The following is a 13,221-nucleotide window of genomic DNA, read 5'->3' on the forward strand; positions in this document are numbered from 1 at the left end:
ACGCTCTCCGGCGTGACGGAGGCCGCCCTCCCCCTACTTGCCCGAGGTCAGCGTGCGGGCGTGCGCGCCACGCGCCAGCTTCGGGCCCAGCCAGCGCTTGAGGCGGCGCAGCGCCTCGAGACGCCCGGCCGCCCGGTCGAGGCGGTAGTACAGCTGGGGCGGGACATAGGGCAGCAGGGGCGAGTGGCGCTGTCCGAGCAGGGCGAACATCTGCTCCGGGGGGAGGTGGATGTAGCGGGTGAGGTTCTCGTACCACTGGGCGCTGTAGCGGGCCGCGCTCTGCTGGGACAGCAGAGCGGACTTGCGGACGCGCTCATAGCGGTCGAGCGCCTGCGGAAGGTCCGGGCTCTCGCACAGCGCCCCGGCGAGGGCGATGGCGTCCTCCAGGGCGAGAGTGGTGCCGGCGCCGATCGAGTAGTGGGTGGTGTGGGCGGCGTCCCCCAGGAGGACGAGGTTGCCGCGGCTCCAGGTGCGGTTGACGAGCGTGCGGAACGTCAGCCACTGGGCACTGCCGCCGGCGGAGGAGGCCCGGCCGACGAGGGGGTGGCCGTCGAGGATGTGCGCGAAGAACTTCTCCAGGTCGGCGAGGCCGTCGGCCTCGGCGGCCCGGTCGAGGCCGAGTCCGGCGAGGGTCTCGGGGGCGCACTCGATCACGCAGGTGCTCTGCTCGTCGCTGAAGGGGTAGCCGTAGCACCAGACCCAGCCGTGCGCGGTCTCCACGAAGGCGAAGGTGAAGGAGTCGAAGACCTTGGTCGTGCCGAGCCAGACGTAGGCGTTGCGGCCTTCGGTGAGCTGCGCGCCGAAGTCGTCCGCGTGGGCGGTGCGCAGCGCGCTGTGGACGCCGTCGCCCGCCACCACGAGGTCGGCGTCCGGCAGGTTCCCGGCGGTGATCTCGCTCTCGAACTCCAGTCGTACGCCGAGCGCGCGGGCCCGGTCCGCGAGGATCTCCAGGAGCCGGTGGCGGCCGATGCCGTGCCCCTTGTCGCCGGGCTGACGGGTCGCCAGGTCCCGCACGTGCGCGACGCCCTCGTTCCACCGGACGGAGCTCTCCTCGATCGCGCGCGCCGACTCGGGGTCGTGGGCGCGGAGTTCGTCGAGGAGCCCCTGCCAGTACGTGACGCCCCAGCCGTAGGTCGAACCCTCCGGGTTGCGCTCGTGGACGGTGATGTCGTGGGACGGGTCCTGCCGCTTGAGCAGGATCGAGAGATACAGGCCGGCGGGCCCGCCGCCGACACAGGCGACCTTCACGCGCACCCCTTCGGAGTCACCAGACGTGGTTGATTGACGACGCAGGGTAGCAGGAGCCGAGCCCGCCCGCCGGACGCCCCACCTGCCCGATCGCGCCACTTTTCGCACGTGAGCCACACCACCCACGGCGCGACGGACCGATAAAGATCACCGGAAGCGGTGGCCCGACGGAAAGGAATTGCCCGTTCCGGCGCACGGCGGTCCACGGACGGCCAAGATCATCTTGGTTAAAGATTGCACGACATGTAAGCGAATGTCCGGATCACAGCCAACCGTTCGAGGCCGATTTCCCGGCCTCGCGGTACGGCCGATAGGCATGCGGAGTCGTCACCCCCTGGACCCTGGAGATCCCGCATGCCGCACATCAGCCGCCGTCGCGCACTCACCGCGGTCGCCGCCGCCGGCGCCGGCGCCACCCTCGCCGCCGTCCCCGCGGCCCGTGCCGCCGACGGCCGGCCCGGCCCGCACGACCCGCACGGCTCCCCCGAGGCCTTCGACGAGGTGTACAAGGGCCGCCGGATACAGGGCCGGAGCCGGACCGGCGGCGGCCATCACCACGGCGGCGGCTACGCCGTGTACGTCGACGGGGTCGAGCTGCACGTGATGCGCAACGCCGACGGCTCCTGGATCAGCGTGGTCAGTCACTACGACCCGGTGTCCACTCCCCGGGCCGCGGCCCGCGCCGCGGTGGACGAGCTGCAGGGCGCCCGGCTCGTCCCCTTCCCGGCCGGCTGATCCGCCGACCGCCCCCGTCCTTCCGCACCCCTGGAGCACCGCACATGACCGTCCGCAAGAACCAGGCCGCCCTGACCGCCGACGAGAAGCGGCGGTTCGTCGCCGCCGTCCTCGAACTCAAGCGCACCGGCCGCTACGACGCCTTCGTCACCACGCACAACGCGTTCATCCTCGGCGACACCGACGACGGCGAGCGCACCGGCCACCGTTCGCCGTCCTTCCTGCCCTGGCACCGCAGATTCCTGCTGGAGTTCGAGCGGGCGCTGCAGTCGGTGGACGCCTCGGTGGCGCTGCCGTACTGGGACTGGTCCGCCGACCGGTCACCCCGCTCCTCGCTGTGGGCTCCGGACTTCCTCGGCGGCAGCGGGCGCAGCCGGGACGGCCAGGTGATGGACGGTCCGTTCGCCGCCACGGCGGGCGCCTGGCCGATCAACGTCCGGGTGGACGGCCGCACCTATCTGCGCCGCTCGCTGGGGGCGGGCGTCCGCGAGCTGCCGACCCGGGCCGAGGTCGAGTCGGTGCTCTCGATGGCGACGTACGACATGGCTCCCTGGAACAGTTCGTCCGACGGCTTCCGCAATCACCTGGAGGGCTGGCGCGGCGTGAACCTGCACAACCGGGTCCATGTGTGGGTCGGCGGGCAGATGTCGACCGGGGTCTCCCCCAACGACCCGGTGTTCTGGCTGCACCACGCCTACATCGACAAGCTGTGGGCCCGGTGGCAGCGCCGGCACCCGGCGTCCGGCTACGTCCCGGGCGGCGGGACCCCGAACGTCGTCGACCTGCACGAGACGATGCGTCCCTGGAACGACACCACCCCGGCGGACCTGCTCGACCACACCGCCCACTACACCTTCGACGCCGACTGACCCCGCCGGCCGGGCCGATCGCACCGGCCTGTTTGCCTCCGCGCTGACGGGTACCCGCCACGGGCAACACCGACAGGATGAACCCGACGACGCAGGAGGAGACGACCGTGTCGCAGGTCGAGGAGTCCATCGAGGTCGACGTGCCCGTGCACACGGCCTACAACCAGTGGACGCAGTTCGAGAGCTTCCCCGAGTTCATGGGCGGCGTGCAGCGCGTCGAGCAGCGCACCGACACGCTCACCCACTGGGTGACCAGTGTCAACGGCGTGCACCGCGAGTTCGACGCGGAGATCACCGAGCAGATCCCCGACGAACGGGTCGCCTGGACCACGGTCTCGGGCGAGGCCAGGCAGGCCGGGGTGGTGACCTTCCACCGGCTCGACGACGCCCACACGAAGGTGATGCTCCAGATGGAGTTCCAGCCGGAGGGCGTCGCCGAGAACGTCGGCGACAAGCTGGGCTTCGTGAAGCGCCAGACCAAGGGAGACCTCGAGCGCTTCAAGACGTTCATCGAGGAGCGCGGCCTGGAGACCGGAGGCTGGCGCGGCGCGGTGGTGTGAGGCGCGGCGGCCGTGTGAGGCGCGGTGGCCCCAGAGCCGCCGCCGGCCCGGACCGCCGGTCAGCCCGCGTCGCCGGCCGCCGTCCGGCACTCCGGGTGTCCCCAGCCCTGGTCGTTCTTGGCGATCTGCTCGCCGGCCGCGTAGGTGCGGCCGCACAGGCAGCGGCCGGGGAACTTGGCGCTGATCGTGCGGGCCGACGAACCGCCGCTCCGCCGGGGCGACTTGCCCCCGGCGGAGCGGCCCTGCTTCGAGGCGGGCCGCGCCTTCGGGGTGTCCGGTGAGGCCGGCGGCTCGGGCGAGCCCTGGGCGCTGCCGGCCGGCTGCTGGACGACCGCCGCCTGGCTGGCCGCGCGGTCCGCGAAATCGTTGAGCGGGTCGCCGTCCACCTGGTGCGCGGGCACATAGCGGAAATCGACGGAGCGGCCTGCGAGCAGCTCGTCGATGCGGACCACGAGCTCCTGGTTGGCCACCGGTTTGCCGGCGGACGTCTTCCAGCCGTTGCGCTTCCAGCCGGGCAGCCAGGTGGTGACGGCCTTCATCGCGTACTGCGAGTCCATCCGGACCTCGAGCGCAACGGCCGGATCGGTGGCCGCCAGCAGGCGTTCCAGCGCGGTGAGTTCGGCGACGTTGTTGGTGGCCCTGCCGAGCGGACCCGCCTCCCAGCGGTCCGGCGCCTCCGTGTCGTCCGCGACCACCCACGCCCAGGCCGCCGGTCCCGGGTTTCCCTTCGAAGCCCCGTCGCACGCGGCCACCAGTCGTTCATGCATGCGCCCGATCATGCCATGACCGGCCGGGCCGGTCAGACGTCCGTGGTCTGCGGCATCTCACCGGCGGTGGTCGTCACATCGATCATCGAGAAGTTCGCGCCCTGCGGGTCGCTGATCGCCGCGAACCGTCCGAACGGGGTGTCCATCGGGCCGAAGCGCAGGGTGCCGCCGTTCTTCGTCGCCCGGGCGACGGCCGCGTCGCAGTCGTCCACCGTGAAGTAGACATTGACGTACGAGGGCACCTCGGGCGGGAACTCCTCCGTCATCCGCATGCGGCCCAGCACCGTGTCGCCCCCGATCTCGAACATCCGGAAGTCGACCGCGTCGTCCTGCATCTGCTTCGCCGTGTACGGGAACACGGCCGGGAGGAACGCGTCCGTCCGCTCCGGTTCGCGGGTGAAGACCTCGGCCCAGCAGTACGCGCCGGGCTGCTCCGGCGGGGCCTCGAAGCCCTCGTGCGAGCCGGCCTGCCACACGCCGAACACCGCGCCGCCCGGTTCGCGCCCCAGGCACATCGTGCCGAAGTCGCCGACCTGCATCGGCTCCATCAGCACCTCGCCGCCGTTCTCACGGATCCTGCCGGCGGTGGCGGCGGCGTCCTCGGAGGCCAGGTAGAGGCACCACTGCGACTGGCCTTCCTGACCCGGCATCGGCGGGACGACCGCGGCGACCGCCCTGCCGTCGGCGTACGCCTGCGTGTAGTTCCCGTACTCCGACGACGCTTCGCCGAAGGTCCAGCCGAGGACCTCGCCGTAGAAGTGCTTGGCGGCCTCCACATCGCTGAACATCGCGTCGGCCCAGCACGGGGTTCCCTCTGGTCGTACGGCCATGACGGCGGCCCTCCCGGTGAGATGGATTGTCCGGTTCCTCACGCTAGCCACCCCGCCTGCGCGGCGCGCGCCGAACACCCGGGTCTCCTGGAACACCCCCTGGACGGCACAGCCCGTCGCGGCCTGCGGGGCCCTTAATCGTTGGACGGCGCCGTCGCCGATCGCCTGGAATGGGACGCATGAGCGCCATGAGGATGCACGCCGACGAGGTCGACCTCGACGACTCGCTGGTCGGCCGGCTCGTCGCCGCCCAGTTCCCGCAGTGGGCGGGACTGCCCCTGCGGCGGGTGACCTCCTCGGGAAGCGAGAACGCGATGTTCCGGCTGGGCGAGGACATGGTCGTACGGCTGCCCCGGCATCCCAGGGCCGTGGCGAGCGTCGCCCACGAGCAGCGGTGGCTGGCGCGGCTGGGGCCGCTGCTGCGGGTGGCCGCGCCCGAACCGCTGGCGCAGGGCGGGCCGGGTGAGGGGTTCGCCTGGCCCTGGTCGGTGTACCGCTGGCTGGACGGCCGTAACCCGATCGCCGGCGCGGTCGAGCGGCCGGAATCGCTGGCCGCCGACCTGGGGGCGTACATCGCCGCACTGCGAGCCGTCCCGCCGAAGGACGGACCGCCGAATCCCCGGGGTGTTCCGCTGGCCGAGCGGGACGGACCCACCCGCGACGCCCTCGCCCGGCTGGAGGGCCAGATCGACACGGCAGCGGCCCGCGCCGCGTGGGACGAGGCGCTGCGCGTCCCCTACCGCGCGGGGCCGCCGGTCTGGGCCCACGGAGACATCTCTCCCGGCAACGTCCTGGTCGCCGGCGGGCGGCTCGCCGCGGTGATCGACTTCGGCTGCGTGGGTGTGGGCGACCCGGCGGTCGACCTGATCGTCGCCTGGAACCTGCTGCCCGCGTCCGCGCGCGGCGTCTTCCGCGACGCCGTGGGAGCGGACGACGCCGAATGGGCGCGAGGCAGGGGCTGGGCGCTGTCGATCTCCCTGATCCAGCTGCCGTACTACCGGCAGACCAATCCGCCGCTGGCGGCGAACTCACGGCATGCGATCAGCGAGATCCTGGCCGAGACCCGCTCCGCGGACGCCGGCGCGAGCGGGGGCTACGCGCCGTCGTAGGCCTTCCTCAGGGCCGCGACGTCGAGCTTGCCCATGGCGTACATGGCCTTGGTGGTGCGGGCGGACTTCACGGGATCGGGGTCGCTGATCATCTCGATCAGTCCGTCGGGGATGACCTGCCAGGACACCCCGTACTTGTCCTTGAGCCATCCACAGGGGCCCGGCTCGCCGCCGTTCTCGGTGAGCTTGGTCCAGTAGTGGTCGACCTCGGCCTGGTCGGCGCAGTAGATCTGGAAGGAGATCGCCTCGCTGAAGGTGAACTGCGGGCCGCCGTTGATGCCGACGAACTTCTGCCCGTTGGCGGTGAACTCCACCGCGAGCACCGATCCGGCCGGACCGGGGCCGGCCTCGTTGTAGCGTCCGATGGCGCCGATGCGGGAGTTCTTGAAGACCGAGACGTAGAAATGGGCGGCTTCCTCGGCCTGGCCGTCGAACCAGAGACACGTGGTGAATCCGTCGGTGGTCATGAGCACCTCCTGGGTGGGAACGCGGTCGTCAGTATCGACTCCCGCCGGTGCGGAATCTCATCGCCCGGCCCCCCGTGTCGCCGATCCGCCCTCGGCGGATCTGCCACGGGCAGAGAACCGGCGTGCGGGCGTCCGCCGGGGCCGAGAGTGAAGTCGACGGCATCACGCCACGACGAGGAGACCCGATGACCGCACTCACCACTCTCGCTCCCCGCGCCGCGGAGGGCGACACCCCGCCCTCCCGCTTCGACGACCACCTCGCCGCCCAACTGCTCGGCCAGCGCATCGTGCTGCTGGGCACCCAGGTCGACGAGGTGTCCGCGAACCGGGTCTGCGCGCAGCTGCTGATCCTGTCGGCGGAGGACCCGCGCACCGACATCGGCCTGTACATCAACAGTCCCGGCGGATCGGTGCACGCCGGGCTCGCCATCTACGACACGATGCGGCTGATCCCCAACGACGTGTCGACCCTCGTGATGGGATTCGCGGCCAGCATGGGGCAGTTCCTGCTCAGCGTGGGCGCGGCCGGCAAACGGTTCGCGCTGCCGAACGCGCGCGTCATGATGCACCAGCCGTCGGCCGGGATCGGCGGCACCACGGCGGACATCGAGATCCAGGCGGAGAACCTGGAGCACACCAAGCGGACCATCGAGCGGATCACCGCCGAGCACACCGGGCAGTCCCCGCAGACCATCTCGCGGGACGGCGACCGCGACCGCTGGTTCACGGCCGAGGAGGCCAGGGAGTACGGGATGGTGGACCGGGTCGTGGAGTCCCTCGCGGACGTCCGCCCGGCCGCGCAGAAGCGACGGATGGGGCTCTGACATGGGGACCTACACGATTCCGAACGTGGTCGAGCGGACCCCGCAGGGCGAGCGGTCCTACGACGTGTTCAGCCGGCTGCTGTCCGAGCGGATCATCTTCCTCGGCACCGAGATCGACGACGGCGTCGCCAACGTGGTGATCGCGCAACTCCTGCATCTGGAGGCGGCGTCCCCGGAGAGCGAGATCTCGATCTACCTCAACTCCCCGGGCGGCTCGTTCACCTCGCTGATGGCGATCTACGACACGATGACGTTCGTCCGGGCGCCGATCGCGACGCTGTGCGTCGGACAGGCGGCCTCGACGGCGGCCGTGCTGCTGGCGGGCGGCGATCCCGGCCGGCGGCTCGTGCTGGAGCACGCGCGCGTGCTGCTGGGGCAGCCGGCCAGCGGCGGCCGGCAGGGCACGGTCTCGGATCTCGCGCTGCAGGCCAAGGAGATGGTCCGCATCCGCGCCCAGGTGGAGGAGGTGCTGGCCCGGCACACCGGCCACGACGTCGCGACCCTGCACGCGGACATGGACCGCGACAAGGTGTTCACCGCACAGGAGGCGGTCGCGTACGGCCTGGCCGACGAGGTGCTGAGCCGGCGTCCCCTGACGGTGTGAGACGCCGGCCCGCGCGGCTCGTCAGGCGGCCAGGCAGAGACCGTCATGCCTCGATGCGGTCGTCGCCCGGCTCCGCACGGCGCGCCGGGCGGTGTGCCGGGCCAACTCCCCCTGGGCCCGGGCCAGTAGGTCGCCCAGGCTGAGACCGAGGGCCTGGGCGGCGGCCGCGAGCACCTCCGATGAGGCCTCCTTGCGGCCCCGCTCCACCTCCGAGAGGTACGGCATGGAGATACGCGCCTCGTCGGCGACGTCCTTCAACGTGCGCTCCTGCGCCTGGCGTTCACGGCGCAGGACGTCTCCGACGAGGTCGCGCAGCAGGGGTTCGCGCGGCGTCGTCCGGGGAGCGGTCCCGGGCGCCGCGGGGGGCACGGGGGCAGCGGGCACGGGTCCGGCGGGGGCGGCGCCCGGGCGCCCGGCGGACGGGCGCAGCGGGATCACGCGGGCTCGGTTCGGCGTCTGGTGGCTCACCTTCCCAGCCTAGGAGAGCAGGCCGCCCCGGGAAGGGCGATGCGTTGCGCCCTGGGTGGAATCGGCGGACGCAGGGGGAAGCGGCCGGCGGCGAGCGCCCCACCGCAGCCCGCCCCGTACGCATGGGTCGTGCGTGAGCGGGTACCCGCATCCCCGAGCGGTGCCGTGTGCGGGTGCCCGCTCACGCAACGAGCACGACGCACGCCGAACCGTGACGGTGCGGGGCACGGTGACCGAGTACCGCGACTCGAGGGAGAGCCATGCAGACCGCCGTTGGCCGGTCGAAGGCCGAGGTCGTCGAGAACGCCGCAGGGGCAGGAGCGCCCGACGCGCCGCTGCCCGGCATCGAGGCGCCGCGGAGCGTGGCTCCACGCGACGCGCGCGAACTGTCCCGCCAGTTCTTCCGGCGGCTGGCCGGCCTCGAGGAGGGCACGCCCGAGCACCAGTACGCGCGCAACACCCTCATCGAGATGAACATGTCCCTGGTGCGCTTCGCGGCGGGCCGGTTCCGCGGCCGCGGGGACGACATGGAGGACCTCGTCCAGACCGGGATGATCGGCTTGATCAAGGCCATCGACCGGTTCGAGGTGGCGCGCGAGGTCGAGTTCACGTCGTTCGCGCTGCCGTACATCGTCGGCGAGATCAAGCGGTTCTTCCGGGACACGACGTGGGCGGTGCACGTCCCGCGGCGGCTCCAGGAGCTGCGCGTCGAGCTGGCGAAGGCGCGCGAGGAGCTCTCCAGCCGACTGGACCGGGAGCCGACGGTGGCGGAGCTGGCCACACTGATGAACCTCTCACCCGAACAGGTGATCGAGGCGCAGATCGCCTCCAACGGCTACACCTCCTCCTCGCTCGACGCGGCGCTCACCGCCGGCGACGGCTCCGAGCGGGGCGAGTCGGTCCTCGCGGACTTCATCGGCGTGGAGGAGGACAGGCTGGGACTCGTCGACGACTTCCACTCGCTCGCCCCGCTCATGGCGGAACTCAGCGAGCGCGACCGGCGGATCATCCATCTGCGGTTCGTGGAGGAGGCCACCCAGTCGGAGATCGGCGAGCGCCTCGGCTGCTCCCAGATGCACGTGTCCCGCCTGATCAAGCGGATCATCGGGCGGCTGCGGCAGGGGATGCTGGGCGAGCTGGGCTGCGCCTGACCCGTCCGCGGCAGGCCGGCTCGCGTCGCGCCCGGCCTGCCGTCAGAAGCTGAGCACCGCGCGGACCCGCTTGCCGACCGGCACGCGCTCGGCGGTGACCTGCACGGCCACCGCGTGCACGATCTCCAGGCCGTGCCGGCCGACCCGCTCGGGGTCCTTGGGATACCGCATGGGCAGGGCGTCGCTGCTGTCGTAGACGCTCACGGTGACCGAGGCCTCGGTGCCCTCCAGTTCGAGGATGTACGGCCCGTTGCTGTGCCGGTCGGCGTTGGTGACCAGTTCGCTGACCACCAGCATCACCTCACCGCACACGCGCTCGCCCACCGTGGCGCACCACTCGGTCCTGAGCTGGTCGACGAAGTGCGCGGCGAAGGCACGCGCCTCGGCTATGCAGCCGGGGTCCCCCGTGTAGTGCGCCGCGCGCCGCAGCGGTTCCACGGGTACGTCGAAACCAGTCGGTATCACTGCCCCGTCCAGGTGCTCGATCATGCAGTTCTCTCTCGGAGGCCGGACTGTCCGGACGCTGCTGTGCACCAGTGCTCGTACCCCGTGCCGCGCCGTGCAGTCCCCGTCATATCTGACCCGTCAAGGCTACGGCCATGCCGTACCTCACAGTGCGGGCGGCCCCGAACGGATCCGGCCGTGAGCGAGGTGAGGCCTGCTCACGGCCGGGCGCACGCGTCTACTGCGACAGCGCCGAGAGCGAGCTGCCGGGCGCGCTCGACAGCTCGGACAGCGAGCTCGGCGGCGACGGCGACGCAGGCGCTTCGGAGGACGGCGGCTTCGACGACGGCGGCTTCGAGGACGGCGGCTTCGACGACGGCGGCTCGGAGCTCGGCGACTCGGAGGACGGCGGCTTGGAGCTCGGGGACTCGGAGGACGGCGGCTTCGACGACGGCTCCCCGGTGGACGAGCCGGACGACGGCGGCAGGACGCATCCGGGCGGGCTGGCGGTGCCGGTCACGTCACCGGTCGCCGGCGATACGCACGGCGGGGACGCGGGGCTGGTCAGGGAGCTCGGCGGGGCGACGATGATGGACGGGGTGCTGTGCGCCGGGGGGCGCGTGGGCCGGTCCTTGTGCCCGTCGTCGCCCGGCCGGCGGGCGAACCAGTGGTGGGAGTGATGGGGGTCGTAGAGGACGAAGACCTTGATCACGGTCGTGGACGGCATGACCGTGACGGTGGTCGCGGGGCTGTACGTCGGCCACGACTGGCCCGTCCGCCGGTACCCGCTCTGCTGGGCGACGGGCGGGGTCAGCGGGTTTCCGCAGGCGCAGCGCACCCGGGGCACGCCGAGCCGGTCGACCAGGACGGCCGTTCCGGCCTGCAGGATCGCCTGGTAGGTGGTGGCGCGGCCGTCGCGGTATCCGTGATTGGTGACGCGGGTGTCCAGGCGCAGCTGCACCGAGGTGAGCGAACGCAGGTAGGCGGGGACGCCGGACGGGTCGATCCCGACCACCGAGGCGAACGCCGCGTTCTTCTGGGGCGCCTGCTGGAGGGCCGTGATCTGCTGCTCCACGTCGCAGCTGGCGACGTTGCGGGTGCCGCCGTACAGTCCGGGCTCGCCGCCGCGGACGGCGGGCACGGTGTTCTGGGCCGGGGCCGAGCCCGAGGGGGCGACCGTGGCGGGCGGGACGGACGCCTTCGTCGCGGAGGTCGTGGTCACGGGGTTCGGGCCGACCTCGCCGGCCGGCTGCATGAACACCTCGCCGGCCTGGTCGGACGTGCCGCCGCCGGGCAGGGTCAGCACGAGGGCGAGCGCGGTGGCGGCCACGACGGCGACGGTGATCAGCGCGATCCGGGGCGCGGACTTCCACCACGGCAGGTGCGGCGGCCCTCCGCCCGCTCCGAAGTCGCCGCCCGACGGCGGGGCGGGCGGGCCCTGGGGCGGCTGCGAGGAACCCGAGGACAGCGGACCGGAGGGGGGGCCGGTCGGCCGCCCGGACGGTTCGGTGGGCGGTTCCGAGGGACGGCCGGACGACGGCGGTTCGACGCTCACGAGCACTCCCGACGTGGGGTTCCCGCGACACGGTGTCCGACGGAGCCGAGGCGATCGGCGGGCCGGCAGGACCGCGCGCCTGCGGGACGTGCGACCGGCGCAAACCGGATTCATCCGATATGCGCCGCTTTCTTCCACCATGACCATTGTGTGCTCCGGTCGGGCGCCGCCCGCAAGCCGAGCCCGTACGGTCCCTCCCGACGGGCGTACTCCCCCGGCGCTGCTTAGCGTGACAGGGTGAGTGCGCAGACCCCCCACGACCAGGCAGGATCCCCGGCGCACGGCTGGGTGCGCGCGGTCGTCACAGCGCTGGCCGGACTGATCGCCATGGGCGTGACGGCCGCACTGGGACTGTGGGCGGCCGGGGCCGGGGATCTGCCCGAGGGGGCCTTCCCCCGGGTGGTCGCGGCGACCGTCGTCACGGCCGTCGGCGGCACGGTCGAACTCGTCGGCGACGCGGGCGGCCTCGCCGAGACCGACGCCGGCCTGACGGTGATCCCGCTGTCCGTGACCCTCGTCGGGGCGCTCGTCGTCGGCGCCGGATTCCTGTGGCCGCTGCGCCACCGGGCGGTCGCCGGCGCGGCCGAGCTGGCCGGCTGGGCGGCCCGGATCGCCGCCGGGTGGCTGCTCGGCCTGCTCGGCCTGGCAATCGCCGCCCGCCAGACCTTCAAGGTGTCCCTCGGCGACGGCGCCCTGAGCGATCTGGGCGACCTGTTCGACGTCGGTCCCGAGGTCGGCTTCAGAACGGACGTGGCGGTGACGGTCCTGGTCGGACTGCTCTGGCTGACCGGAGTGCTGGTACTGGCCCTGCTCGTCGCGCGCGGGGCCCCGTTGCCTGCCCGGCTGCTGCGCTTCCAGGAGCCGGTGCGGCCCGCCGCGCACGCGATGGTCGTGCTGCTGCTGGTCTGCGTCGCCCTGGGCGTCGTCATCGCGCTCGTCGTCGCGGCGACCCGTGGACACGCCGCCGAGACCCTCGCGGTGATCCTGCTCGGCCTGCCCAACCTCGTGTGGCTGGCGTTCACCGTCGGACTGGGCGCCGGCTGGGACGGCCGGGTCGAGGGGCCCTTCGGGCTGCCGATGCCGCATGTGCTGGACGAGGTGCTGCGCGGCAAGGAGACCGCTCGGCTCGACCTCGGCGCCCTCGCCGCGTACGACGGCCGGGTCTGGTGGCTGGTCGTGGTGGACGCGGTTCTGCTGGTGGGGGCGGGGTTCCTGATGGCGGCGCACTCACCGCCGAACACGCCGGCCTGGCGGCACTCCCTGCACATGGCCGTCGCGCTGGTGCTCACGGTGCTGATGATCTGCCTGGTCTGCCGGATCTCCGCGCACTACGGCCTGTCCGTGCTCGGGCTCGGCGACCTCGGCGGCAACCTGTCCGGGGAGCTGTACCTGCGGCCCCGGCTGTGGTCGGCCCTGGGCCTCGCCGCGCTTTGGGGCCTGGTCACCGGGCTTCTGGGCGGCCTGCTGGCCGGTCTGGTCCGCCGCCGGGGAGCGCAGCCCCCGCCGCGCTGACGCCGCCGCCGCGGTCGCAGCGCCGGCGCAGTCGCGTACGGGCCGCAGGACCGCCGGGGCTCAGGACCTGCGGGGCTC

Annotated in this window: 15 protein-coding genes; 8 read left to right on the forward strand and 7 right to left on the reverse strand. The window is 72.6% G+C overall.

Annotated features, from left to right (window positions below):
• Positions 1-33 precede the first annotated feature (33 nt).
• On the reverse strand, positions 34-1,254 hold the full coding sequence (locus ACH4ZA_RS23130; protein ID WP_398431322.1) for an FAD-dependent monooxygenase: 1,221 nt from the start codon (positions 1,252-1,254) through the stop codon (positions 34-36).
• A gap of 348 nt (positions 1,255-1,602) precedes the next feature.
• Between ACH4ZA_RS23130 and ACH4ZA_RS23135 the strand changes: the two genes are divergently transcribed.
• The 3 genes from ACH4ZA_RS23135 (at position 1,603) to ACH4ZA_RS23145 (ending at position 3,412) form a co-directional block, all read left to right on the forward strand.
• Positions 1,603-1,983 (forward strand): tyrosinase cofactor, encoded by a 381-nt coding sequence (locus tag ACH4ZA_RS23135; RefSeq protein WP_398431324.1) that lies wholly within the window; start codon positions 1,603-1,605, stop codon positions 1,981-1,983.
• A gap of 44 nt (positions 1,984-2,027) precedes the next feature.
• The gene (locus ACH4ZA_RS23140; protein WP_398431326.1) at positions 2,028-2,852 is read left to right on the forward strand and encodes a tyrosinase family protein; all 825 of its coding nucleotides are present in this window, start codon (positions 2,028-2,030) and stop codon (positions 2,850-2,852) included.
• Positions 2,853-2,959: 107 nt separating this feature from the next.
• Entirely contained in the window at positions 2,960-3,412 is a 453-nt protein-coding gene (locus ACH4ZA_RS23145) for an SRPBCC family protein (protein ID WP_266719442.1), read from the forward strand.
• A 59-nt stretch (positions 3,413-3,471) separates the two neighbouring features.
• Here ACH4ZA_RS23145 and ACH4ZA_RS23150 read toward each other — a convergent pair whose 3' ends face one another.
• Both ACH4ZA_RS23150 and ACH4ZA_RS23155 read right to left on the reverse strand, forming a co-directional pair.
• Entirely contained in the window at positions 3,472-4,191 is a 720-nt protein-coding gene (locus ACH4ZA_RS23150) for a ribonuclease H (RefSeq protein ID WP_398431328.1), read from the reverse strand.
• A 20-nt stretch (positions 4,192-4,211) separates the two neighbouring features.
• Positions 4,212-5,009 (reverse strand): VOC family protein, encoded by a 798-nt coding sequence (locus ACH4ZA_RS23155; protein ID WP_398431330.1) that lies wholly within the window; start codon positions 5,007-5,009, stop codon positions 4,212-4,214.
• Between the two features lie 179 nt (positions 5,010-5,188).
• On the opposite strand from ACH4ZA_RS23155, the gene ACH4ZA_RS23160 reads away from it, so the two are divergent.
• Positions 5,189-6,118 (forward strand): aminoglycoside phosphotransferase family protein, encoded by a 930-nt coding sequence (locus ACH4ZA_RS23160; protein ID WP_398431332.1) that lies wholly within the window; start codon positions 5,189-5,191, stop codon positions 6,116-6,118.
• Here ACH4ZA_RS23160 and ACH4ZA_RS23165 read toward each other — a convergent pair.
• On the reverse strand, positions 6,103-6,585 hold the full coding sequence (locus ACH4ZA_RS23165; protein WP_398431334.1) for a VOC family protein: 483 nt from the start codon (positions 6,583-6,585) through the stop codon (positions 6,103-6,105). The two genes, ACH4ZA_RS23160 and ACH4ZA_RS23165, sit on opposite strands and share 16 nt — an antisense overlap.
• Positions 6,586-6,770: 185 nt before the next feature.
• Between ACH4ZA_RS23165 and ACH4ZA_RS23170 the strand changes: the two genes are divergently transcribed.
• Positions 6,771-7,409, forward strand: a complete 639-nt coding sequence (locus ACH4ZA_RS23170; RefSeq protein ID WP_398431336.1) for an ATP-dependent Clp protease proteolytic subunit — start codon at positions 6,771-6,773, stop codon at positions 7,407-7,409.
• 1 nt (position 7,410) lies between these two features.
• On the forward strand, positions 7,411-8,013 hold the full coding sequence (locus tag ACH4ZA_RS23175) for a ClpP family protease (RefSeq protein WP_398431338.1): 603 nt from the start codon (positions 7,411-7,413) through the stop codon (positions 8,011-8,013).
• Between the two features lie 21 nt (positions 8,014-8,034).
• Here the strand turns inward: ACH4ZA_RS23175 and ACH4ZA_RS23180 are convergent, their stop codons facing one another.
• Positions 8,035-8,481, reverse strand: a complete 447-nt coding sequence (locus ACH4ZA_RS23180) for a helix-turn-helix domain-containing protein (protein ID WP_398431340.1) — start codon at positions 8,479-8,481, stop codon at positions 8,035-8,037.
• Between the two features lie 260 nt (positions 8,482-8,741).
• Here ACH4ZA_RS23180 and ACH4ZA_RS23185 point away from each other — a divergent pair, with 260 nt between their 5' ends.
• A complete protein-coding gene (locus tag ACH4ZA_RS23185; RefSeq protein ID WP_398431342.1) occupies positions 8,742-9,632 on the forward strand; it encodes an RNA polymerase sigma factor SigF in 891 nt (296 codons plus the stop codon).
• A 42-nt stretch (positions 9,633-9,674) separates the two neighbouring features.
• Here the strand turns inward: ACH4ZA_RS23185 and ACH4ZA_RS23190 are convergent, their stop codons facing one another.
• Positions 9,675-10,121 (reverse strand): ATP-binding protein, encoded by a 447-nt coding sequence (locus ACH4ZA_RS23190; protein ID WP_398431344.1) that lies wholly within the window; start codon positions 10,119-10,121, stop codon positions 9,675-9,677.
• A 193-nt stretch (positions 10,122-10,314) separates the two neighbouring features.
• Complete coding sequence (locus ACH4ZA_RS23195) at positions 10,315-11,631, reverse strand: DUF6777 domain-containing protein (protein ID WP_398431346.1); 1,317 nt, start codon at positions 11,629-11,631, stop codon at positions 10,315-10,317.
• 237 nt (positions 11,632-11,868) lie between these two features.
• Here ACH4ZA_RS23195 and ACH4ZA_RS23200 point away from each other — a divergent pair, with 237 nt between their 5' ends.
• Positions 11,869-13,143: a streptophobe family protein gene (locus tag ACH4ZA_RS23200; RefSeq protein WP_398431348.1), complete on the forward strand. Its 1,275-nt coding sequence runs from the start codon at positions 11,869-11,871 to the stop codon at positions 13,141-13,143.
• Positions 13,144-13,221: the final 78 nt, after the last annotated feature.

The sequence above is a fragment of the Streptomyces sp. NPDC020597 genome, assembly GCF_044335095.1.
GTDB lineage: Bacteria > Actinomycetota > Actinomycetes > Streptomycetales > Streptomycetaceae > Streptomyces.